The sequence below is a fragment of the Actinomycetospora cinnamomea genome (assembly GCF_003096675.1).
GTDB classification, from domain to species: Bacteria; Actinomycetota; Actinomycetes; order Mycobacteriales; family Pseudonocardiaceae; genus Actinomycetospora; species Actinomycetospora cinnamomea.
In genome coordinates this window covers 925,428-946,347 of record NZ_QEKW01000001.1, presented here as the reverse complement: position 1 = coordinate 946,347, position 20,920 = coordinate 925,428, and the positions used below count along the sequence as shown (strand labels likewise).

General features: G+C 73.8%; 22 protein-coding genes, 1 tRNA gene and 1 pseudogene. 14 read left to right on the top strand and 10 right to left on the bottom strand.

Annotated elements, in window-relative coordinates:
- Positions 1 to 4 precede the first annotated feature (4 nt).
- The 3 genes from C8D89_RS04470 to C8D89_RS04460 form a co-directional block, all read right to left on the bottom strand.
- The gene (locus tag C8D89_RS04470) at positions 5 to 1,390 is read right to left on the bottom strand and encodes a DNA-binding protein (protein ID WP_116706757.1); all 1,386 of its coding nucleotides are present in this window, start codon (positions 1,388 to 1,390) and stop codon (positions 5 to 7) included.
- A gap of 1 nt (position 1,391) precedes the next feature.
- On the bottom strand, positions 1,392 to 2,696 hold the full coding sequence (locus C8D89_RS04465) for an acyl-CoA dehydrogenase family protein (protein WP_116706756.1): 1,305 nt from the start codon (positions 2,694 to 2,696) through the stop codon (positions 1,392 to 1,394).
- 76 nt (positions 2,697 to 2,772) lie between these two features.
- Positions 2,773 to 3,219: an RrF2 family transcriptional regulator gene (locus tag C8D89_RS04460; protein ID WP_116706755.1), complete on the bottom strand. Its 447-nt coding sequence runs from the start codon at positions 3,217 to 3,219 to the stop codon at positions 2,773 to 2,775.
- A 365-nt stretch (positions 3,220 to 3,584) separates the two neighbouring features.
- Here C8D89_RS04460 and C8D89_RS04455 point away from each other — a divergent pair, with 365 nt between their 5' ends.
- From C8D89_RS04455 to C8D89_RS29035, 4 genes are all read left to right on the top strand, one after another.
- A complete protein-coding gene (locus tag C8D89_RS04455; protein ID WP_116706754.1) occupies positions 3,585 to 4,895 on the top strand; it encodes an acyl-CoA dehydrogenase family protein in 1,311 nt (436 codons plus the stop codon).
- Positions 4,896 to 5,013: 118 nt separating this feature from the next.
- On the top strand, positions 5,014 to 7,326 hold the full coding sequence (gene lon, locus C8D89_RS04450) for an endopeptidase La (RefSeq protein ID WP_116706753.1): 2,313 nt from the start codon (positions 5,014 to 5,016) through the stop codon (positions 7,324 to 7,326).
- A 1-nt stretch (position 7,327) separates the two neighbouring features.
- Positions 7,328 to 7,645: a winged helix-turn-helix transcriptional regulator gene (locus tag C8D89_RS04445; RefSeq protein WP_116706752.1), complete on the top strand. Its 318-nt coding sequence runs from the start codon at positions 7,328 to 7,330 to the stop codon at positions 7,643 to 7,645.
- 78 nt (positions 7,646 to 7,723) lie between these two features.
- Positions 7,724 to 7,882: a hypothetical protein gene (locus tag C8D89_RS29035; RefSeq protein WP_165825536.1), complete on the top strand. Its 159-nt coding sequence runs from the start codon at positions 7,724 to 7,726 to the stop codon at positions 7,880 to 7,882.
- Here the strand turns inward: C8D89_RS29035 and helR are convergent.
- Complete coding sequence (gene helR, locus C8D89_RS04440) at positions 7,870 to 10,077, bottom strand: RNA polymerase recycling motor ATPase HelR (protein ID WP_207787013.1); 2,208 nt, start codon at positions 10,075 to 10,077, stop codon at positions 7,870 to 7,872. The genes C8D89_RS29035 and helR overlap by 13 nt on opposite strands.
- Before the next feature lie 206 nt (positions 10,078 to 10,283).
- Between helR and C8D89_RS04435 the strand changes: the two genes are divergently transcribed.
- Positions 10,284 to 10,652: a Rieske (2Fe-2S) protein gene (locus C8D89_RS04435; RefSeq protein WP_116706751.1), complete on the top strand. Its 369-nt coding sequence runs from the start codon at positions 10,284 to 10,286 to the stop codon at positions 10,650 to 10,652.
- Complete coding sequence (locus C8D89_RS04430; protein WP_207787012.1) at positions 10,592 to 11,323, top strand: uracil-DNA glycosylase; 732 nt, start codon at positions 10,592 to 10,594, stop codon at positions 11,321 to 11,323. Before C8D89_RS04435 ends, C8D89_RS04430 begins: the two co-directional genes overlap by 61 nt.
- 87 nt (positions 11,324 to 11,410) lie before the next feature.
- Here the strand turns inward: C8D89_RS04430 and C8D89_RS04425 are convergent, their stop codons facing one another.
- Positions 11,411 to 12,310, bottom strand: coding sequence for a M48 family metalloprotease (locus C8D89_RS04425; RefSeq protein ID WP_116706750.1), 900 nt, complete (start codon positions 12,308 to 12,310; stop codon positions 11,411 to 11,413).
- A gap of 137 nt (positions 12,311 to 12,447) precedes the next feature.
- Between C8D89_RS04425 and C8D89_RS04420 the strand changes: the two genes are divergently transcribed.
- From C8D89_RS04420 to C8D89_RS04405, 4 genes are all read left to right on the top strand, one after another.
- Positions 12,448 to 12,855: a YciI family protein gene (locus C8D89_RS04420; RefSeq protein WP_116706749.1), complete on the top strand. Its 408-nt coding sequence runs from the start codon at positions 12,448 to 12,450 to the stop codon at positions 12,853 to 12,855.
- Positions 12,852 to 14,009 carry an RNA polymerase sigma factor gene (locus tag C8D89_RS04415; RefSeq protein ID WP_116706748.1) on the top strand — a complete coding sequence of 386 codons (1,158 nt, stop codon included), beginning with the start codon at positions 12,852 to 12,854 and terminating at the stop codon, positions 14,007 to 14,009. Before C8D89_RS04420 ends, C8D89_RS04415 begins: the two co-directional genes overlap by 4 nt.
- 43 nt (positions 14,010 to 14,052) lie before the next feature.
- Positions 14,053 to 14,232 (top strand): hypothetical protein, encoded by a 180-nt coding sequence (locus tag C8D89_RS04410; protein WP_116706747.1) that lies wholly within the window; start codon positions 14,053 to 14,055, stop codon positions 14,230 to 14,232.
- Between the two features lie 125 nt (positions 14,233 to 14,357).
- The gene (locus tag C8D89_RS04405; protein WP_116706746.1) at positions 14,358 to 14,921 is read left to right on the top strand and encodes a dihydrofolate reductase family protein; all 564 of its coding nucleotides are present in this window, start codon (positions 14,358 to 14,360) and stop codon (positions 14,919 to 14,921) included.
- 21 nt (positions 14,922 to 14,942) lie between these two features.
- Here C8D89_RS04405 and C8D89_RS04400 read toward each other — a convergent pair whose 3' ends face one another.
- Positions 14,943 to 15,950 carry an RNA polymerase subunit sigma-70 gene (locus C8D89_RS04400; RefSeq protein ID WP_116706745.1) on the bottom strand — a complete coding sequence of 336 codons (1,008 nt, stop codon included), beginning with the start codon at positions 15,948 to 15,950 and terminating at the stop codon, positions 14,943 to 14,945.
- Positions 15,951 to 16,017: 67 nt separating this feature from the next.
- Between C8D89_RS04400 and C8D89_RS30085 the strand changes: the two are divergent.
- Positions 16,018 to 16,212 (top strand): annotated as a pseudogene (locus C8D89_RS30085) (DUF6247 family protein); the annotation flags it as partial.
- A 145-nt stretch (positions 16,213 to 16,357) separates the two neighbouring features.
- Entirely contained in the window at positions 16,358 to 16,525 is a 168-nt protein-coding gene (locus tag C8D89_RS29030) for a hypothetical protein (RefSeq protein WP_165825535.1), read from the top strand.
- Positions 16,526 to 16,850: 325 nt separating this feature from the next.
- On the opposite strand, the gene C8D89_RS04395 is transcribed toward C8D89_RS29030, so the two are convergent.
- From C8D89_RS04395 to C8D89_RS04385, 3 genes are all read right to left on the bottom strand, one after another.
- Positions 16,851 to 16,923, bottom strand: a tRNA-Arg gene (locus C8D89_RS04395).
- A 63-nt stretch (positions 16,924 to 16,986) separates the two neighbouring features.
- The gene (locus C8D89_RS04390) at positions 16,987 to 17,526 is read right to left on the bottom strand and encodes a GIY-YIG nuclease family protein (RefSeq protein ID WP_116706744.1); all 540 of its coding nucleotides are present in this window, start codon (positions 17,524 to 17,526) and stop codon (positions 16,987 to 16,989) included.
- Positions 17,527 to 17,742: 216 nt separating this feature from the next.
- Positions 17,743 to 18,270: a hypothetical protein gene (locus tag C8D89_RS04385; RefSeq protein WP_116706743.1), complete on the bottom strand. Its 528-nt coding sequence runs from the start codon at positions 18,268 to 18,270 to the stop codon at positions 17,743 to 17,745.
- 142 nt (positions 18,271 to 18,412) lie between these two features.
- Here C8D89_RS04385 and C8D89_RS04380 point away from each other — a divergent pair, with 142 nt between their 5' ends.
- Positions 18,413 to 19,198 carry an SIR2 family NAD-dependent protein deacylase gene (locus tag C8D89_RS04380; RefSeq protein WP_116706742.1) on the top strand — a complete coding sequence of 262 codons (786 nt, stop codon included), beginning with the start codon at positions 18,413 to 18,415 and terminating at the stop codon, positions 19,196 to 19,198.
- 3 nt (positions 19,199 to 19,201) lie between these two features.
- Here C8D89_RS04380 and C8D89_RS04375 read toward each other — a convergent pair whose 3' ends face one another.
- Entirely contained in the window at positions 19,202 to 19,972 is a 771-nt protein-coding gene (locus C8D89_RS04375) for a bestrophin-like domain (RefSeq protein WP_116706741.1), read from the bottom strand.
- Positions 19,973 to 20,070: 98 nt separating this feature from the next.
- On the opposite strand from C8D89_RS04375, the gene C8D89_RS04370 reads away from it, so the two are divergent.
- Positions 20,071 to 20,910 (top strand): oxygenase MpaB family protein, encoded by an 840-nt coding sequence (locus C8D89_RS04370; RefSeq protein WP_243417828.1) that lies wholly within the window; start codon positions 20,071 to 20,073, stop codon positions 20,908 to 20,910.
- Positions 20,911 to 20,920: the final 10 nt, after the last annotated feature.

Below are 20,920 nucleotides of genomic sequence, written 5' to 3'. Positions count from 1 at the left end.
GGTGTCACAGGCCCAGGGCGTGTCGCACCACCGGCACGTACCGCCGGGAGACCGGGATGCGCTCGTCCTCACCGGGCGCGGTGCTCAGGACGAGCCGGTCCTTGACGGAGGCGATGTCCCGGACGCGGCCGACGTTGACGAGGTAGCTGCGGTGCACGCGGAGGAAGCCGAGCGGCGACAGCTCGTGCTCGACCTGGTCGATGCCCCGCGTCGTGGCGCGCATCGGCCCGTGATCGGTGACCAGCCACACGGCGTGGCCGTCCGATCGCGCGTAGCGGACCTCCGAGGGATGGAGCACCACGAGCTGTCCACCCGCGCCGAGGGCGGGCACGCGGGGGGCCGGGTGGCGCGGACGGTCCGGGGTCGCCACGAGACGATCGAGCGGGTCTCCGGCCCCGACGCGGGCGTCGGTACACGCCAGGAACGCGATCGGGTCGGCGCCGGCGACGACGGGCACGACGCGATACGTCTCGTCGTCGGCGGTGAGCGCCGACCACAGCGACACCGTGCCCTGCCAGCCGGGGTCCTCGCGGACACGCTCGCGGACCTCGTGGACGAGGTGGCCGAGGCTGCGGATGTCGTGCCGGGACGTGACCGGCCGCTCGACGGCGTGCTCCCCGGGGACGGCTCCGCGCCGGCGGGCCGCGTCGTTCGCGGCGACGACGCGGCCCGACAGGTCGAGCGCCACGACCGCACCCGAACTGCGTCGGTCGAGGTCGACGAACGCCTCCGCGATCAGCCGGCGGTGACGCGCGGCCGCCTCGTGCAGGGCCGTCACGAGCGGCTCCGTCGCGAGCAGGAGGTCCCTCGGCCGGACCGACACCATCTCCCGCCAGCTCGCGACCGTCAGCGTCGCCAGGGGCGCGGCGGTCACCGGGTCCGGGACGGCGACGCCCGTGCAGCTCCACGGGTGCAGGACCGTGCTCCAGTGCTCCGGTCCGCAGACCGAGCACACCCGCCGCTGCACGATCGTGGTGCCGATGGCGTTGGTGCCGGTCACGGCCTCCGACCAGCGCATGGTCGGGAAGAAGCCGGTGTCCGGTGCGCGACGGCCCGCCGGACCGGAGCCCCACGCCGCCAGGACGGCGCCCGCCCCGTCCGACACCGCCACCAACCGGTTCTCCGCGCCGGCCATGAACGACGCGGCGAGGGCGCCCAGCTCGGCCAGGACGCGGCCGTGCACGGGGCCGGCGGGAGCGCCGCGGACGGCCTCGGCCTGCGCGGTGGTCGGGTCGATCCGGTAGACGTCGCGACACCGGTGCCACGACAGGGCGATGGAGCGCGGCACCCCGGAGGCGTCGCCGCTCCCGGAGGCGAACCGCTCCCAGGCCGCGTAGGTACGGGAGAAGGCCCGGTCGAACGAGCGCGAGGGAGGTGCGGACGTGTCCACGTCAGCGGACCTCCGAGATCACTCCGTAGCCCTCCATCGACTTGGTGAACGTGAGCCGCTCACCGTCGACGACGGTGTCCGGGGAGAACGACGGGTCGGCCATGACGCCCCACGTCCGGCGCCGCTGCATCGCCAGGTTGCCCTCGTCGTAGAGGGGGAAGACCATCGACTCCCGGAAGAGCTTGGCCATGGGGAACTTCCGGTCGAGGGCGTTCACGCCCACGATCCGCATGCAGTCGAACACCACGCTCTGCATGAGGTCGCCGCAGAACGTCTTGCTCATCCCGCCGATCGCGTGGGCCTCGCCGTCGCACGCGTCCAGGTCGTGGGCGGCCTTCCAGCACAGGTACCGGCCGGCCTCGATCTTGGCCGCGACCTCGGCCAGCAGGTGCCCGACCGCCTGGTGGTCGATGATCGGGCCGGAGCCGCCGCCGGTGTAGGTCTTGGCCCACTTCAGCGCGAAGTCGTAGGCGGCGCGGGCGACGGCGACGGCCGCCATGCCCGCGATCGGCGCGGACCACGTGAAGTTCCGGTTCACGAGCAGGTCCCCGTCCCCCTCCGCGAGGAGGTTCTCCGCGGGGACCCGCACGCCGCGGAAGGTCATGGTCACGTTCTGGCACGTGCGGTGGGCCATCTTGTCGATGACGGCGTACTCGACCCCCGGCGTGCCGCGCTCGACGAGCACGGCGCTGAGGGCGTCCTTGCCGCCCTTGGCGCGGTCGGTGCGCACGACGCAGAGGTTGACGTCGGCGCCCTGCAGGTCCCAGCCCCCGGCGTTGCACGGCCAGTGCTTCTCGCCGTGCAGGACGTACTCCCCGCGGGCGCGGTCGTGGTCGGCGACCAGCTGGATGCCGGCGCGGGGGCTCGGGTGGTCGAAGTTCGCCGTGCCCCCGCGTTCGCTGACGACCCATCCGGCGAGGAAGTCGCCGCGCACGTCCGCGGCCGCCCGCCCGATCCACTTCTCGCGCTGGGCCTCGGTGCCGTGGCGGAGCAGCGGCATGAGCGCGAGGCCGTTGACGAGCAGGACGGTGGGGAAGCCCGGGTCGACCGCGCACAGCTCCTCGATCGCGAGGAGGAAGTCGACCATCGACGCGCCGCCGCCGCCGTACCGTTCCGGGAGGAACATGCTGGTGTACCCGCGGGCGGCCGCCTGCTCGTAGACCGGCTTCATCGCCCGGAACGCGTCCTGCGGGTCCGGCAGGGCGTCGGCGCGCTCGGCCACGGGGCGCAGGACCTCCCGGGCGAACTCCCGGGCGTCGGCCTTCAGCTTCCTCTGCTCGGCCGTCAGGGAGAAGTCGATGGGCACCGTGCGTCCTCCCGGCCGCCGTCGTCATGGATCCCGGTCGGGGTGCGGTGCCGGGCCTCGGTCGACGGCGCCGGGACTACCGGCCGGCCCCGGGCACCAGCCCCAGGGCACCCCGCAGACCGAGGTCGTTGGCCGCGATGTCCTCCAGCGTCGCCCGGTCGAGGACCTCGAAGTACGCGTCGAGGGCACGGCTGAAGACGCTGCGGGCCCCGCAGACGCCCGCGACGCGGCAGAAGCGTGCCGGCCCCAGGCACTCGACGACGGCGAAGTCCTTCTCCATCACCCGCATCACCTCGCCGACGCTGATCGAGGACGGGTCGCGGATCAGCCGGACACCGCCCCCGCGACCCCGTGAGGTCGTGACGAGGCCGGCACCGGCCAGCCGTTGCACGACCTTGAGCAGGTGGTGACGAGAGATGTCGTGGGCCTGCGCGATGTCGCCGACCGAGCCCCGGCGGCCGGGTGCCACGCGGAGGTAGAGCAGGACCCGCAGCGCGAAGTCGGCGTGGCTCGTGTGCCTCATGACCTGCTCGTCTCGATCGGGCCCGGGTCGGCTCGCGCCCGCGCCGCGTCCGGGAGACCACCGGGCCGATCGCCGGGCCGTGCTCGTCCTGGGTCATCGGGCTGTCCTCGCGGGCCTCGGAAGGAGTATCGCGGATGCTAGTTCTCGTCCGGCCGGCGAGGACACCGCCGGACGGCCCTGACGCCGCTCGTGACACCGGATCCGCCACTCGTGACCGATGTGGGGTCGTCCGTGCCGCATGGCTTCCGCAGCCACCGGGCACGGCGCGACCCTCCGGCTCGCCGTGTCGAGGAGAAGACGCACGGCGGATACCTCTGATCCCGCTCGCACGTGGCGGGAGATGTACCGAGAGCAGGAGCGTCACCATGACCGTCAACTTCACGATGTCGGACGAGCAGAAGAAGCTGCAGCACGAGGTCCGGGCGTTCGCCGAGAACGTCCTCAAGCCCGTCGTGGCCGACGCCGACGCGGAGCCCGACCCGCTGAAGGGCTTCCAGATGACCAAGCCGGCCTACGTCGAGGCGTACAAGGCGGGCATCGCGATGTGCATGCTGCCGGCCGCGTACGGGGGCGGGGGTGTGTCCTGCGTCGACCTGGTGATCGCCGCGGAGGAGATCTGTGTCGTCGACCCCGGGTTCGCGTGCACGGTGCTGTGCAACGGGCTCGGGCTCATGCCGATCGCCTGGTACGGGAGCGATGAGCAGAAGGAGCGCTTCCTGCGGGCCGCGACGTCCGACCCGGCGGGGGAGTACCTCGGGGGCTGGACCGCGAGCGAGCCGCCCGGCAACCCGTCGGGCACCGCCAACTTCGACATCCCGTTGCCGCGACCGGCCGGCGTGCGGCTGACCGCCGTCCGCGACGGCGACGAGTTCGTCGTCAACGGGCGCAAGTACTGGCCGTCCTCGGCCGGGTGGGACGAGCAGGGCGTCAACGCCGGGACGCTGATCGTCCGCACCGACTCCGAGAAGGGCGGCACCGAGGGGCTCTCGGCGCTCGTCCTCGAGCGGGGGACGCCCGGGGTCACCTACAAGCACCTCGACAAGGTCGGCCACCGGCTCGCCTCGAACGCCGAGATCGTCTTCGAGGACGCCCGCATCCCCGCGGCGAACCTGCTCCCGGGCGCCGAGGGCAACGGCGACCTCGTGATCAACCGCAACTTCGCGTGGTCCGGCCCGGTCGCGGCCATCGCCGCCGTCGGCATGGCACGGGCGGCCTACGAGATGGCCCTGGAGTTCGCCAAGGGCAACACCGCCGGTGCCCTGAGGCCGATCATCGGCTTCCAGAACGTCGGCTACGTGCTCGGCGACGTCGCCGCGAAGATCGAGATGGGTCGGTACTTCTCCTGGCGCGCCGCGGACTACCTCGACAAGCACGACCAGCACGCCGAGCTCGTGGGTGCCATGAACAAGATCCAGGTCACCGAGTTGATGTTCGACTGCGTCTACAAGTGCCTGCAGATCGTGGGCGTCAACAGCCTGGAGACCAAGAACGGCTTCGGCAAGATCCTCCGGGAGGCCGCGGTGCTCCCGATCTACGACGGCGGGAACATGGGCATGCAGCGCCGCCGTGTCCACGGCGTCCTCGCCGACCCCATGTTCAATCCGCGGGCGATCATGGAGGACGACTACGTGAAGTTCGAGAAGCACCACGAGGGGATCGACACCGTGGTCGGCTGACGCGCGCAGCGCCGGCCGGGCCGCGAGCTGTGCGGGCCGGCCGGCGCTCGTCGGCACGGAATACCGTAGCCACTTCAACACTTGTAGCTTCTACCGAGTACGAGTGATGGAGTGACGCATGACCGAGCTGCTGCTGGTCCCCGTCGACGACAATGTGATCTTCCCGGGCATGACCGTCGTGGTCCCGGCCGCCGAGGTCGGCGCCGAGGAGGGCGAGCAGGTGCTGCTCGTCCCGCGCCACGAGGGGCAGTTCGCGGCGGTCGGCACCGTCGCCGACGTGACGGGCCGCACCCGGCTGCCGAACGGCGTGACCGCCGTGCAGCTGACCGGCGTGCACCGCGGGAAGGCCGGGACGGGCAGTCCCGACGACGCAGGGCACCTGCGCGTCGAGGTGACGCCCTACCCGGACAGCACGGAGCGCGACGGGCGCATCCGCGAGCTGGAATCCACGTATCGCGCGGTGGTGGACGAGATCCTCGAGCTGCGCGAGGACGACGGCCGCGTGGCCGCGTTCCTGCGCGGCATCGACGAGCCCGGCGCGCTGGCGGACACGGCCGGCTGGGTGCCGGAGATTTCCTACGACGAGAAGGTGAGCCTGCTCGAGACGCTCGACGTTCGCGAGCGCCTGGAGCTGGCCGTAGGCGTGCAGCGCGAGCGGCTCGCGGAGCTGCAGGTGCGCAAGTCGCTGCGCGAGGACGTCGAGTCCGGCGCGGCGAAGCAGCAGCGCGAGTACGTGCTGCGCCGCCAGCTCGAGGCGATCCGCAAGGAGCTCGGCGAGGGCTCCGGTGACGGCGGCGACGACTACCGCGCGAAGATCGAGGCGGCGGGCATGCCCGACCACGTGCGCGAGCAGGCCGAGCGCGAGCTCGCCCGCCTGGAGCGCACCGGCGAGCAGTCCGGCGAGTCCTCGATGATCCGCACCTACCTCGACTGGCTGCTGGCCCTGCCGTGGTCGGAGCGCTCCGAGGAGCAGCTCGACCCCGTCGCGGCCCGGGGCGTGCTCGACGCCGATCACACCGGCCTCGAGGACGTCAAGGACCGCATCGTCGAGTACCTGGCCGTCCGCAAGCTGCGTCGTGACCGCGGCGTCGAGGACGACCGCAGGGCCGGCACCATCCTCACGCTGGTCGGGCCGCCCGGCACCGGCAAGACCTCGATCGGCGAGTCGGTCGCCCGGGCGATGAACCGCGAGTTCGTCCGCATGTCGCTGGGCGGCGTCCGGGACGAGGCCGAGATCCGCGGTCACCGGCGGACCTACGTCGGAGCCCTGCCCGGCCGCCTGGTGCGGGCGCTGCGCGACGCGGGCACGATGAACCCGGTGATCCTTCTCGACGAGGTGGACAAGGTCGGCGCCGACTGGCGCGGCGACCCGTCCGCGGCGTTGCTGGAGGTCCTCGACCCGGCGCAGAACCACGCCTTCCGCGACCACTACCTCGACGTCGAGATCGACCTCTCGCAGGTGGTGTTCCTCGCGACGGCCAACCAGCTGGAGACGATCCCGGGCCCGCTGCTCGACCGCATGGAGGTCATCTCCTTCGACGGCTACACCGTCGAGGAGAAGGTCGCCATCGCGCGGGACCACCTGCTGCCGCGGCAGATCGCGAGCGCCGGCCTCACCGGCGGTGTCGATGGCGACGTGACCGCCGACGAGTCGGCGCTGCGTCTGGTCGTGTCCGAGTACACCCGCGAGTCCGGCGTCCGCCAGCTCGACCGCGAGCTGGGCAAGCTGGTCCGCAAGATCGCGACGGAGGTGGCGGGCGGCTCCGGCGGGGTCGTCGTCGACAGCGACGTGGTGCGCCGGCACCTCGGCCGGCAGCGGTTCTTCACCGAGGCCGTCGAGCGGACCGCGGTGCCGGGTGTCGCGACCGGCATGGCCGTGACGGGCGCGGGCGGTGACGTCCTGTTCATCGAGGCGGCGTCCATGCCGGGCGAGGGCCTCGTGCTCACCGGTCAGCTGGGTGACGTGATGAAGGAGTCGGCCCGGATCGCGCTGTCCTGGGTGCGCGCGCATGCCGCGGAGCTGGGGATCGCCGAGGACGCGTTCGAGGGACGCTCGTTCCACGTGCACGTCCCCGCGGGCGCGATCCCGAAGGACGGCCCGTCGGCCGGCGTCACCATGGCCACCGCCCTGGTGTCGCTGCTGACCGGGCGTCCGGTGCGGCACACGGTCGCGATGACCGGCGAGCTGACCCTGCAGGGCCGCGTGCTCCCGATCGGCGGGGTCAAGCAGAAGGTGCTGGCGGCGCACGCGGCGGGCCTGACGCAGATCGTCGTCCCGGAGCGCAACCGCGCGGACCTCGACGACGTCCCCGCCGACGTGGCCGGGCAGCTCGAGTTCCACCCGTCGATGACGATCGGCGAGGTCCTCGACGTCGCGCTCGAGCCGATTGCCGAGTCCGTCGAGGGGCCGGCCCTCGAGGTGGCCGTCTGACATGTGCTCGCGGGAACCCGTGCCGCCCGAGGTGCGCGCGCTGACGGCGCTGCTGGAGCGACGCTGGTCGCTCTCGGTGCTCTACGCCGCGCACCTCGGGGCGGCCCGCTTCTCCGAGTTCGAGCAGGCGCTCGGTCAGGTGCCGCCCGCGACGCTCGCGGCGCGCCTGGCCGACCTCGAGGCGGCGGGGTTGATCGAGCGCCGCGTGCTCGACGCCCGACCGCCGCGTACCGAGTACGTGCTCACGCCGGAGGGCCACCGCCTCGCCCCGTTGCTCGAGGCCCTCACCACGTGCAGCCGGGGCCGCCGCGCGCGCTGAGCGCAGCGCTCGTCCCCCTGTCGCGGGCCCGGGGCATCGGGCAGGCTGGGACATCCGGCGAGCGGTGAGGAGACGCGGATGATCCCCGAGACGACACCCCCGGAGGGGGCGTCCCCCGGGACGGCGGATGCCGTGACCCCGGACGAGACCCCCGACCACACCCCGGCGCCCACCGCCGAGCCCGACCTCGCCGCTCTGCTCGCCGCCGAGCGGGTGGCCAACGACTACCACCCCTGACCGGTCCCGGCCCCCGCCGGGGCCTCCGCGAACCCGCTCAGGGCGACCGGCAGCGGGTCGCGGTGCAGCACGCCGAGGCGCTGGGTGGCGCGGGTGAGCGCCACGTAGAGGTCGGCGGCGCCGTGCACACCGTCCGCGAGGATGCGCGCCGGGTCGACGACCAGCACGGCGTCGTACTCCAGGCCCTTCGTCGCCGACGCCGCGACCGCGCCGGGCACCTCCGGCGGCCCGATGACGACGCTCGTGCCCTCCCGCCCGGCCTCGTCGGCGACGAACTCCTCGACGGCGGCGGGAAGGTCGTCGTCGGTGACCGGGCGCGCCCACGGCCGTACGCCGCTCGCGCGCACCGATTCCGGCGGCGACACCCCCGGCGCGAACTCGGCGAGCACCCCGGCCGCCACCGCCATGATCTCGGCCGGGGTGCGGTAGTTCACCGTCAGCGAGCGGTACACCCAGCGGCCCGGCACGTAGCGGTCGAGCACGGCACCCCACGACGTCGCCCCGGCCGGCGACCGGCGCTGGGCGAGGTCGCCGACCACGGTGAACGAGCGGTTCGGGCAGCGCCGCATGAGCACCCGCCAGTCCATCGCCGAGAGCTCCTGGGCCTCGTCGACCACGACGTGGCGGTAGGTCCAGTCGCGGTCGGCGGCAGCACGCTCGGCGAGCTCGCGGGTGTCGCGCTCGACGAACCGCTCGCCCAGGCCCTCGGCGTGGATGAGGTCCCCGACGGCCACGCCCAGGTCCTCGTCCAGCTCCTCGCGGTCCAGGGCCAGGATCTCCATGACGCCCGCGGCGTAGGCGGCCTCCGCGCGGCGCTCCTGCTCGGCCGACCGGTCGGGCGGCGCCGACGGCCCCAGCAGGTCGACCAGCTCGTCGAGCAGCGGGACGTCCGACACCGTCCAGGCCGCACCGTCGGCCCGGTGCAGCGCCGCGTCCGCGCCGGCGGCCCGCAGCCGCTCGGGCGAGGCGTACAGGTCGGCCAGCACGGTCTCCGGCGTGAGGACCGGCCACAGCGCGTCGAGCGCCGCGGCCAGCGCCTCGCTCTCCGCGAGCTCACCGCCGACGTCGGCCCGGATCTGCTCCCAGGCGTCGCGGTCGTCGCGGGTCAGCCAGCCGCGGGCGATGCGCGAGGTCGCCCGCTCGGTGAGCACATAGGTGACGATCTCGGTGAACACCGCCCGCGCCGGGTTGTGGGCGAGCCCGCCCGCCCGCGCCTCCTCCCGCGCCCACGCGGCGGTCTCGGCGTCGATCCGCACCGTGGTGTCCTCGAGGGGGATCGGGATCGGTTCGGCGGGCAGGCGCTGCCGGTCGGCGATCGCCGCCGCGAGCACGTCGAGCACCGCGAGCGACCCCTTCCGCCGCGCCGCGTCCGGGGTGTCCTCGGCGGTGACGCGGAGGCCGGGCACGAGGCCGCCGGTGGTCGTGAACACCACGTCGGACTCGCCCAGCGACGGCAGCACGCGCCCGATGTGGTGCAGGAACGCCGGGTTCGGTCCGACGACCAGCACGCCGTGGCGCTCCATCCGCTCCCGCTGGGTGTAGAGCAGGTACGCGACGCGGTGCAGCGCCACGACGGTCTTGCCCGTCCCCGGCCCGCCCTCGATCACGGTCACCCCGGGGTGGTCGAGCCGGATGATCTCGTCCTGCTCGGCCTGGATCGTCGCGACGATGTCGCGCATGCCCTCGCCCCGCGGAGCGTTGACCGCCGCCAGCAGCGCCGCGTCGCCGTCGTCCGGGTCGCTGCCCGCACCGTCCGGGCGACCGAGCAGCTCGTCGGTGAAGTCGACGACCCGCCGCCCACGAGTGTGGAACTGCCGGCGCCGGCGCATGCCCTCCGGATGCGCGCCGGTGGCGACGTAGAATGGGCGCGCCGCCGGCGCCCGCCAGTCGAGCAGCAGGGGCGCGTAGTCGTCGTCCTCGTCGAGGATTCCGATCCGCCCGATGTACGACCGCTCACCCGCGGCGTCGTCCAGCCGCCCGAAGCACAGCCCGTCGTCCGCGACGTCGAGGCGCCGCACCTGCTTCGCCGCGGCGCGAACCCGGTCGTCGCGCTCCAGCGGTGTCCCGCCGGTGCCCCGCAGGGCCGTCCGGTACTCGCCCTGCACCCGTGCACGCTCGGCGTCGAGCCGCGCATACAGCCCGGCCACGTAGGCCTGCTCGCCCCGCAGTTCCTGGTCGTGCTCCCGCGCCGTCACGGGCCCCCTCACGTCGTCGTGGCCGCTGACGGCGGGTGATGGTGCCGAAGGACCCGGGTCTTGCGGCAAGACCCGTCCCGCGCTATACGTTCGGTACGGCGGGAGGAACGCGTGCCGTTTCGCCGTCCTCCGCTCCGGCGACCCCGCGGTGACCACCACACCGGCGGCGGCGTGACGCCGGCGCCCGACGAACGGGGGCCGGGAGCGTGACGCACGCCGAGGACACCCAGGGCTGGGCCGAGGTCGAGGCCCCGCCGCCGGGCGGGGTCCGTCGCGTCGGCAGGTATGCGGTGGGGGAGAGCCGCGGCGAGCCGTTCGCGGTGACGCGGCGCTGCCGGCACCAGCTCCGCGACCTCTCCGACGGCCGCGTCGACGACGAGGGCTGCCTGGTCTGCCCCTGGCACGGGGCCCGCTACGACGTGCGCAACGGCGAGATGGTCAGCGGTCCGAAGGGCGTCGCCTTCTACGTCGGACCGACGCCGGGCTACACGCAGCTCGTGCGCGTGCTCGCCCGGTGGGTGCCGCTCCGGGTCGGGCGTGCGATCCGCCGCGGTCGCTCGCTCCTGGTGCGCTGACCGACCCGCGCGGGCGGCGCCTCGCCGACCTCGCCGCCCGCATCGCCGACTGCGAGGCCTGTCCGCGGCTGGTGGCCGCGCGCCGGGAGGCCGAGCCCGCCGCGACCTCGTGGGCGCGGCCGGTGCCCGGGTTCGGCGACCCCGACGCGACGGTCCACGTCCTCGGCCTGGCCACGGCGCCGCACGGTGGGAACCGGACCGGTCGCGCCTTCACCGGCAACCGCACGGCCGACGTCCTCGTCGCCGCGCTGCACCGGACGGGGTTGGCGAACCAGCCGACCTCGCGCCACGTGGACGACGGGCTGCGGTTGCACGGGGCGTGGATGTCCTCCGCCGTGCGCTGCCCGCCGCCCGACCACCGCCCGACGCCGCAGGAGCGCGACACGTGCCTGCGCTGGCTGTCCGAGGAGGTCGACGCGCTGGGCCGGGTGCGCGTGCTGGTGTGCCTCGGCGGCTTCGCCTGGGACGCGGCCGCGACCTGGGCCGGCGTGCGGCCGCGGCCGCGGTTCGGGCACGGCGCCGAGCACGTCGTCGCGGCGGGGCCGCGGGAGGGCCTCGCGCTCCTCGGCTGCTACCACCCCGGCCCGCAGAACACGGCCACCGGCCGTCTCACGCCGTCGATGCTCGACGCGGTGCTCCACCGGGCCCGGGAGCTGGGCGCGCGCCGTTGACGGCGCGTGCCGGCCACCTCCCTGAGTTGTGGGGCCACCGCCCCAGGGCGACCACCACGGGCCCGGTCCAGGCCTCGGACCGCGATCTCAGACGCGAGCGACGCCCCGGCTCATCGCCTGCAGCCGGGCGATCCGCTCGGCGGTGTCCGGGTGGGTGGAGAACCACCGCGCGGCGGACGCGGCCGAGAACGGGTTGGCGATCATCAGGGCGCTCACCGGAGCGGTCCGGCCGTCGGCGACCAGCGGACGGGCGCGGGCGGCCCGCTCGATCTTCGCCAGCGCGGCGGCCAGGGCCAGCGGGTCGCCCGTGACCCGCGCCCCGGAGGCGTCGGCCTCGAACTCGCGGGAGCGGCTGATCGCCGCCTGGATCAGACCCGCCGCCACGGGCCCCAGCAGCGCGAAGAGCAGCACCTCCAGCAGCCCCGGCCCGTCGTCGTCGACGGAGCCGAACCCGAACAGCGCGCCGAGCTGGGCGAGGTTCGCGAGGATCATGACCATGCTGGCCAGCCCGGCGGCCACCGAGGCGATGAGGACGTCACGGTTGCCGACGTGGCTGATCTCGTGTCCCAGCACACCACGCAGCTCCCGCTCGCTCAGCAGGCCGAGGATGCCCTCGGTGACGCACACCGCGGCGTGCTCGGGGCTGCGTCCCGTGGCGAAGGCGTTCGGCGCCGAGGTCGGCGAGATGTAGAGCCGCGGCATCGGCATGCCCGCCCGCGCGGAGAGCTCGCGGACCATGCGGTGGAGTCCCGGTGCCTCGCGCGGTCCGACCTCGACGGCACGCATCGCGCGCAGCGCGAGGCGATCCGAGTAGAAGTACGAGAACCCGTTCATCGCCAGCGCGATCAGACCGGCGACCAGCAGCCCGGTCGTCCCGCCGATCCACTGGCCCGCCAGCAGGATCAACGCCGACAGACCACCCAACAACACCGCGGTCTTCAGCCCGTTGCCGACGCCCCGCACCACGACCACGTCTCCCTCCAGCATCGATCCGGACTTCCGTTCACCGGAACAACGCGGACGGTGGGCGGGGTGTTCCTCGTGGCGATGTCGAGGACGCGGCGCCGGCTCCGTCCCCGGAGCACGAGCGGCCACGGGGGCCGCCACGACGAAGGAGGAACGCCGTGAAGTACCTCATCCTCAAGCACTACCGCGGCGGCCCGGCCCCGGCCGTCGACTGGGCGCCGATGGACGAGTGGACGCCCGAGGAGGTCGACGCGCACATGCAGTACATGAGCGACTTCGCGCAGCGCCTCGTCGAGACCGGGGAGTTCGTCGACAGCCAGGCGCTCGCGGCCGAGGGCGCGTTCGTGCGCTTCGACGGCGAGGGGCGCCCGCCGGTGACCGACGGCCCGTTCGCCGAGACCAAGGACCTCATCGCCGGCTGGATGATCGTCGACGTGGAGTCGTGGGACCGCGCGGTCGAGCTGGCCGGGGAGCTGTCCGCGGCGCCGGGTGCGGGTGGGGAGCCGATCCACGAGTGGCTCGAGGTCCGCCCGTTCCTCACCGGCGTGCCCGGATCGCCGGAGTGAACTCCGCCCTGCTGCGGGAGCTCGTCCCCGCGGTGATCGGTGTCCTCGGCCGGCGCGGCGCGGACTTCGCGTCGGCCGAGGACGCCGTGCAGGAAGCCCTGATCAAGGCGCTCGAGACCTGGCCGGACGACCCGCCGCACGACCCGAAGGGGTGGCTGGTCGCGGTGGCGTGGCGGAAGTTCCTCGACGCCACGCGCGCCGAGGCGTCGCGGCGCGGGCGCGAGGTCGCGGTGGACGCCGAACCGCCCGCCGAACCGGGGGCCGCCGCCGACGACACCCTGCGGTTGTACTTCCTGTGCGCACACCCCGACCTGGCGCCGGCGTCGGCGGTGGCCCTGACCCTGCGCGCGGTCGGCGGCCTGACGACCCGGCAGATCGCGGAGGCGTACCTCGTCCCCGAGGCCACGATGGCGCAGCGGATCAGCCGGGCCAAGCGGCGGATCGCGGGGCGGCCGCTCGACCGGCCCGGCGACCTCGCGACCGTGCTGCGGGTGCTCTACCTCGTGTTCAACGAGGGCTACGGCGGGGACAGCCCGGACCACACCGACCTCGCGGCCGAGGCCATCCGCCTCACCCGCCAGCTCGCCGCCCTGACCGACGAGCCCGAGGTCGCGGGGCTGCTCGCGCTGATGCTGCTCCACCACGCGCGGCGCGTGTCGCGCACCGGGCCGGGAGGTCGCCTGGTGCCGCTCGCCGAGCAGGACCGGTCACGCTGGGACACCGGGCTGATCGCCGAGGGGGTGGCGATCCTGCAGGCGGCGCTGGCCCGAGACCGTCTGGGCGACTACCAGGCGCAGGCCGCGATCGCCGCCCTGCACGCCGACGCCCCGAGCGCGGCCGAGACGGACTGGGTGCAGATCGTGGAGTGGTACGACGAGCTGCTCCGCCTCACCGAGAGCCCGGTGGTCCGGCTCAACCGCGCGGTGGCGGTGGGCGAGGCCGACGGCGCACACGCGGGCCTGGCGGCGCTCGCCGAGGTGGACCCCGGCGTGCCGCGCCACGCCGCGGCGTCGGCCTACCTGCACGAGCGCGCCGGCGACCTGGAGCGCGCCGCGGACCTGTACGCCGAGGCGTCCCGCGCCGCGACCAGCGTGCCCGAGCGCGACCACCTCACCCGCGAGGCGGCGCGGGTGCGGCAGCGGACGGGGCGCTGAGCGAGCGGAGACCCGCTGCGGAGCCGATGTCTATCCTGGCGCCATGACGGCCTTCGGTGGCATCTTCCGGTCCCCGCACCTCGAGGGCGTCGAGGGCTCCGAGGACACCGGTGAGCGCGGCCGTGTCGTCGGGCTCGACCTCGAGAGCGGCGTCGTGCGCGTTCGGGCGGCTCGTGCCGAGGAGTCGGAGGACCAGCAACCCCCGGAGCCACCCGCGGAGTGACGTCTCGACGCTCGGCATCGAGGTGGGGAAGCCGATCGAGAAGGTGCGTTGCCCGGTCGGTCACCGATGAGGTTTCCGCGCCGCGCCCGTCTGTACGTGTGAGATCGACACGGGAGGCCGGCACGATGCGGAAACTGATCTTCGGCATGAACGCGACCCTGGACGGCTACATCGCCGCGCCCGGCGAGGACCTCGGCTGGAGCGCACCGAGCGACGAGCTGTTCCAGTGGTGGCTCGATCAGGAGCGTTCGATCAGCCTGTTCCTGTACGGGCGCCGGCTGTGGGAGACCATGAGCGCCTACTGGCCGACCGGCGACCAGCAGCCGGGCGCCACCCCGGCGCAGGTCGAGTTCGCGCGGAACTGGCGGGACACGCCGAAGGTGGTGTTCTCCTCGACGATCGACGAGGTCGACGGGGACGCGCGCCTGGCCACCGGCGACGCGATCGCCGAGATCGCCCGGCTCAAGGCCGAGGACGGCGGGCCGATGAGGGTCGGTGGCGCAACGCTCGCCGGGGCCGCCATGCGGGTCGGGCTGATCGACGAGTACGCGATCGTCACCCATCCGGTCCTCGTGGGCGGCGGCACGCCATTCTTCACCGCGTTGGACAGCTGGGTGAACCTGGACCTGGTGGAGACGCGGACGTTCCCCGGCGGGGTGGTGCTGACCCGGTACGAGCCGAGGCGATGAGCACGGGGCCGCACGCTCTGATCACAGTGTCGGGGGCAGGCCCAGCCATGGTTTGTCGGTGGCGTCGAATCCGGTGAGCTCGGCGATCTTCCCGTCGACGACGTGCAGGACCGCGACGGCGAACAACCGGTACTGCGGGTCGTCGGGGGTGCGCAGGTACAGCGCGGCGGCGGGCATGCCGTTGACCGTCGTGGTGGTCCCGCGCCAGTCGTCGTGGCCGCGCCGGAAGAGCCCACCGGAGACCCAGCCGTCCACCGCGTCCTCGGCCGTCGTGAGCACGGTGCCCGGCTCGGGCAGCATCGCGAAGCGCAGGTCCTCGCGCAGCAGGGACGTCAGACCCTCGAGGTCGTTGCGCTCGTGGGCATCGATGTACGACCTCACCACGCCGCGCTCGTCGCTCGACAGCTCGTGGGTGGCGGGGCTCCGCCAGTCGAGGCGGCGGTCGGGCAGCTGCTCGCGCATCGTCACGCGCGCCCGCTGCAGAGCGCTGGTCACCGATGCGACGGTCAGATCGAGGGCGTCGGCGGCCTTCGACGCCGGCCAACCGAGGACGTCGCGCAGGACGAACACCGCCCGCTGCCGCGGCGGCAGGTGCTGGACGGCGACGATGAACGCCAGCTCGATCGTCTCCCGTGCCACCACCGATTCCTGCGGGTCCTCGGGCAGCATCCGATCGGGGTACGGCTGCAGGTACAGCACCTCGGAGCCGACGTCGGGCAGCCCGGACGGTACCGGCGTGCGGTCGTTGCGCTTCTCCAGGAAGTCGAGGCAGGCGTTCGTCGCGATCCGGTACAGCCAGGTCCGCAGCGCGGCGTGGCCCTTGAACGACTCCCGCTTGTTCCACGCTCGCAGGAACGTCTCCTGCGTCACGTCCTGGGCGTCCTCGTAGTTCGCGAGCATCCGGTAGCAGTGCACCTGCAGCTCACGCCGGTGGCGCTCCGTGATGAGTGCGAACCGCCCCGCGTCGCCTGAACGGACCGCCGCGATGAACGTGGCCTCGTCGGCGCCCAGCGCTCCGGCGTCGGTCATGGTCGTCGATCCTTCCACCGGTGCGAGGGGCTGCCAGAACTGACGACGTGGCGGCTGGTTCCCGGCGCTCGAGGCGACAAGGTCCAGCCTGGACCTCACCGAGCTGTTCACGATGCTCGAGCAGTGGCGGCGGATCGCGGCGCTGCAGTCCGACCCGCAGTGGTTCGCGCGAGTGGCCCGGCGGGCAGCGGAGCAAGTGACTGGGCAGTCATCTCCGCCGGACGAGCCGCTGGCGGTCACGCGGGCCAAAGCCGGGATGTAGGTGTACGAGGTACGGACCAGCGATGCGGTCGACGAGCAGATCGCCGCGTTGCCTCCGGGTGCCGCAGCGTCGTTGACCGAGGCGCTGTCGCCCTGGTCGTGGCCGCCCTACACGGCTGCCAACCCCGAGGGCCCCGATGCGCACAGTGACGTTCTCGGACGGCGCCGGGATCGTGTACTTCCTCATCCTCGAGGACCAACCACTGGTCGACCTGCTCATGGAACCCGCGGCTGTGCAACGGCTCGCCGAACTGGCCCTCGGCCGACTGCCGCTGCCAGCGCACTTCCCGCGACGACATGAAGTGACGACATGAAGTACTGGCGAGCCCCGACGGCATGGTGCGGTGGCGACTCCCGGACCAAGGGGGTGGTGCCGGAGCAGAGGTCATTTCTGGAGGAGCGGGGCCGGTCAACCCCTGCTCGCTTCGGTTCTTGATCTTCTTACGTCGTCTCCGTTCGGGTTGCGGGCGCGCCTGGGCCCGCGTCGGGGTCGACGATCGGTCGCAGACCGGCCGCGGCAGCGGCCGCGGGGTGCTTGCCACAGCACTCCATGCCCCCGACCCGCGGGGCGAAGGGATGGCACCGACAGATCACCCGAGCTCGGCGTGGCCGCCCTCTCTGACTTGCCGTCAGGCCCAGCGCCCCCGGCAGGATTCGAACCTGCGACACCCGCTTTAGGAGAGCGGTGCTCTATCCCCTGAGCTACGGGGGCCCTCGACCGCAGACTACCGGTGGTTCCCCTCCGGTCACGCGGCCCTCGACGTGGGTGTCACCGCTACGGACGAGGGCTTGCGCTGCCGTGGTACCGCTTCCGCGCCGCCTTGACGGCCGCACGGGAGGGACCCGAGGCATGGTCGACGTTCAGCGGCGGCCCGAGTGCTCTGATGACGTCGCCCTCGACCTGGCGCGGCTCCGTGTGGGTGCACCAGGACACGCGGAGGTTGGCCCCCATCCACGTCGTCAGCCTCGCCTCGTCCTCGTCGACCAGGACGACACGGTCGGTCCACCGCGTCCGGTACCCCTCCTCGTCGAGGAGCAGCCCCGCGAGCGTCCGGCGAAGTGTCGAGCTGCCCGTCCGCCGCATGTGGTTCCGGCCGAGGCGCGATCGGAGCGCCGTCGCGCGGCCGACGTACAGCAGCCGCAGTCCGGCCTCGTCGGGATGGGCCGGGCCCGGCACGCCGGGCAGGATCGTCGGGTGTGCCCACCAGGCGTAGACGCCTGGCTCCCGCGGGACTCGCGTCGGGATGTCGGCGGGCGCGATCGGCGGCCGCACGAGACCGGCGAGGACGGCCTCGGCGTCGGCGGCAGGGGTCACGGTCGGAGTCTCCCGCGAGGCGCCGGCATCTCGCCCGCGCGGCGTACGTCGGCGGCACCGGGCTCGGGGCGGTTTGGTCGAGCATGCGGATCGGGAATCGGTCGTGCGCCGCCGGCCGAGGGCTGGTGGTCGGGGCGGCTCCGCCGGCGGTTGAGCCCACAGCACCGGCGGGGTCGTCGCCGCAACGTCACCGTGGCGCGCGGGACGGCCGGAGGGCTAGGAGTACTCGGGCGACAACGACTCCACCGGGGTCCGCGACGACGGCACGTCGGCCGTCCCGCGGGCCTGTGCCGCGGCGTCGACGAGGGCCTCCAGGAAGCGCACGGTCTCGGGGCCCCCGTCCGACGGCACGGCGTACGTGCTGCGCTCGGTGGAGCCGACCGGCGTGCTGAGCAGCGTCGCGCCGGCCTGTCCCTCACCGGCCGCGGTGACCTCGATCTGGTGCAGGTGGTGGAACGTCACCTGGGCGTCGGGGTCGGCCCCGTCCCGGTCGGGGTCACGGTCACTGACGACGAGGACGTCGGGGGTCAGCAGGAGTTCGGTGGCGTGCCGGCGCGGCCGCGCACGGCCGAACCGCCGCCCGGCGCTGACGACCTCGTCGGTGCGCAGCCCGTGCGTGACGTGGGGCAGCGGGTCGCGGTACAGCCCGCGTGCCTCCGCCTGCTCCTGGATCAGCGAGATGACCGGTGCCGGAAGTCCGTGCACACCGATGACGCGCGACGACAGGTTGCGGTGGGTCCCCACGACACCCCTCCCCACTCCGCGGGCCGGAGCCGGGGGTTCCGTCACCCGGGGGTGCTCGCGACGCCGCACGGGTGTGGTCGAGGTGAGTCCGGTGTGCGTTACAGCAGGTCCACGGTCGAGTGAACGCTGGAATCGTGGAGGTATGACCGACCACGTCGCCGAACCGGACATCGAGCGCACAGCGGACATGCTGGCTCGCGCGCGCCGCGTGACGGTGCTGAGCGGGGCGGGCGTGTCCACGGACTCCGGCATCCCCGATTTCCGCGGCCCTCAGGGCGTGTGGACGCGGGACCCGAGGGCCGAGCGCCTCTCGACGCTGCAGGCGTACGTCTCCGACCCCGAGGTGCGCCGGGAGTCCTGGCGCCAGAGGGCCGCGCACCCGGTGTGGCGGGCGCGCCCCGGGCCGGCGCACACCGCCCTGGTCGCCCTCGAGCGTTCGGGCCGGCTGTTCGCCCTGCTCACGCAGAACATCGACGAGCTCCACCAGGCCGCGGGCTCGTCGCCCGACCTCGTGGTGGAGCTGCACGGGACGCTGCACCACGTGGAGTGCCTGTCGTGCGGCCGGCGCGCGCCGATGGGCGAGGCGCTCGAGCGGGTCGCGGCGGGGGAGGACGACCCGGCGTGCCCCGGCTGCGGCGGCATCCTCAAGTCCGCGACGATCTCGTTCGGCCAGGAGCTGGACGCCGGCGTGCTGCTCCGCGCCCGGCGCGCGGCCGTCGAGGCCGACGTCCTGCTCGCGGTGGGCACGTCGCTGGGAGTGCACCCGGCGGCGGGCGTCGTCGACCTGGCCGCGGCCGCGGGTGCGGACGTCATCATCGTCAACGGGGAGCCGACCCCGTACGACGACGTCGCCACTTCCGTGCTGCGGGGCGGGGTCGGGGAGATCCTGCCCCGGCTCGTGCGCGACCTGGAGACCGTGCGGGAGTGATCGTCAGCGCCCGAAGTCGGTGAGCACGCGCTCGATCGGGACGGGGCGCACCGCGACGTCGCCGGCGAACGGGCGGTCGATCGCCACGGCGACGAAGAGCAGCACACCGATCACCGCGGCGAGGCTGCCCGTCATGATCGTGTGCAGGGCGGTGCTGCGCAGGCCGAAGATCATCGCGAAGCCGACCGTCACCACGCCGCCGAACACGAGCGCGACCCACAGCACGCCGGGCAGCCCCTGCTCGACGAAGTCGAGCCGGTGGGAGCGGGACGAGACGAGCTCGGCGAACCGGTCGGCCTCGACCCCGACGTACGCCTCCCGCACCGGGGTGTCGGCGGGGAGGGTCGCGAGGTCGGCGGCGGTGCGGTCGATGACGGCCGCGACCGCCGGGTCGCCGGGCTCGCCGCGACCCATCGCGGGCCACTCACGGGTCACGACCGCCTCGGCATACGCGCGCACGTCGACCTCGAGGCGCTCGCGCACGTCGGGCGGGAACGCGTGGCTCTCGCGGTAGAGGCCGCGCAGGGCACTCGCCTCCTGGCCCACGACGCTCTCGGCGCGGCTGAACTGCTCCCACGACACGATGACCACGAACGCCAGCAGCACGGCGTAGATGACGCCGACGATCGCGATGATGAACCCGGCGACGTCGTTGTGGTCGCCCTCGGCGAGGTGGGGCCAGCGGCGCCGCACGAGCACCTGCAGGCCGATGGCCGCCGCCGGGGCCACCACCACCAGCAGCACGAACAGCAGCCAGATCGGCAGCGCGACCACGCGGGCAAACTAGCGGTGTGGACTTCCCGACTCCACGTTCAGCGTCCGCGGTTGACGCGCGCCGGATCGGAGACCCCCTCGACATGACGACGGGTGCCGTGGACACGTTCGAGGGGGGCCCCGACGCCACCGACCTCGGGCTCTTCGGGCCGAGGTCGGTGACGTGGCGGGTGCAGCTGGAGCCGGTGCTGTGGGTCGCCGGCATGCGGGCGCTGCTGCTGCAGTCGCTGCACCCGCGGGTGATGCGCGGGACCTACCAGAACTCGGCGCTGTTCGACCCGAAGAAGGCGTGGCCGCGCTTCCAGCGCACGGTCGGCTTCGTCGGCACCCGGACGTTCGGCTCGCGCGCCGACGTGGAGAACGCCGCGGCGCGGGTGCGCCGGATGCACGCGATGCTGCGCGGCCGCGAGCCCGACGGCACCTCCTTCGCCCTCGACGACCCGGAGAACCTGCTCTGGGTGCACAACGCCGAGATCGACTCGTACGTCGACGTGGCGCGGCGGGCGGGCGTGGTCGACGACGAGGAGGCCGACGCCTACGTCGCGGAGAGCGTGCGCGCGGCGGAGCTCCTGGGGCTCGACCCGCCGACGGTGCCGGCGTCGCGGGCCGAGCTCGCGGCCTACTTCGCGCGCATCCGCCCGGAGCTGCGGCTCACCGACGAGGCGCGGTGGGGCGTGGGCGGGCTGCTGACCCCGCAGCCGAGCGCCCCGACCGGGATCGCGGTGGCGCTGTCGTCGATCGCCGCGGTGTCCTTCGCGACCCTGCCGCGCTGGGCCCGGCGGATGTACGGCCTGCCGGGTCTGCCGACCACCGACCTCGGTGTCACCGTCGCCCTGCGGGCCCTGCGGACGGCGACGACCCTGCTGCCCGACCTCCCCGCACCGCCGGAGATCGACCGCGCCCGCCGCCTCGTCCGCGAGGCCGGCGCCGCCGGCTGAGATCACCGCT

What these genes read in the sequence shown, in the direction of transcription:
- C8D89_RS04455 (WP_116706754.1), top strand. Translation starts at nt 3,585, where the DNA reads ATGACCGTCAACTTCACGATGTCGGACGAGCAGAAGAAGCTGCAGCAC.
- lon (WP_116706753.1), top strand. Translation starts at nt 5,014, where the DNA reads ATGACCGAGCTGCTGCTGGTCCCCGTCGACGACAATGTGATCTTCCCG.
- C8D89_RS04445 (WP_116706752.1), top strand. Translation starts at nt 7,328, where the DNA reads ATGTGCTCGCGGGAACCCGTGCCGCCCGAGGTGCGCGCGCTGACGGCG.
- C8D89_RS04380 (WP_116706742.1), top strand. Translation starts at nt 18,413, where the DNA reads ATGACCGACCACGTCGCCGAACCGGACATCGAGCGCACAGCGGACATG.
- C8D89_RS29035 (WP_165825536.1), top strand. Translation starts at nt 7,724, where the DNA reads ATGATCCCCGAGACGACACCCCCGGAGGGGGCGTCCCCCGGGACGGCG.
- C8D89_RS04460 (WP_116706755.1), bottom strand. Translation starts at nt 3,219, where the DNA reads ATGAGGCACACGAGCCACGCCGACTTCGCGCTGCGGGTCCTGCTCTAC.
- C8D89_RS04410 (WP_116706747.1), top strand. Translation starts at nt 14,053, where the DNA reads ATGACGGCCTTCGGTGGCATCTTCCGGTCCCCGCACCTCGAGGGCGTC.
- C8D89_RS04425 (WP_116706750.1), bottom strand. Translation starts at nt 12,310, where the DNA reads ATGCTGGAGGGAGACGTGGTCGTGGTGCGGGGCGTCGGCAACGGGCTG.
- C8D89_RS04405 (WP_116706746.1), top strand. Translation starts at nt 14,358, where the DNA reads ATGCGGAAACTGATCTTCGGCATGAACGCGACCCTGGACGGCTACATC.
- C8D89_RS04400 (WP_116706745.1), bottom strand. Translation starts at nt 15,950, where the DNA reads ATGACCGACGCCGGAGCGCTGGGCGCCGACGAGGCCACGTTCATCGCG.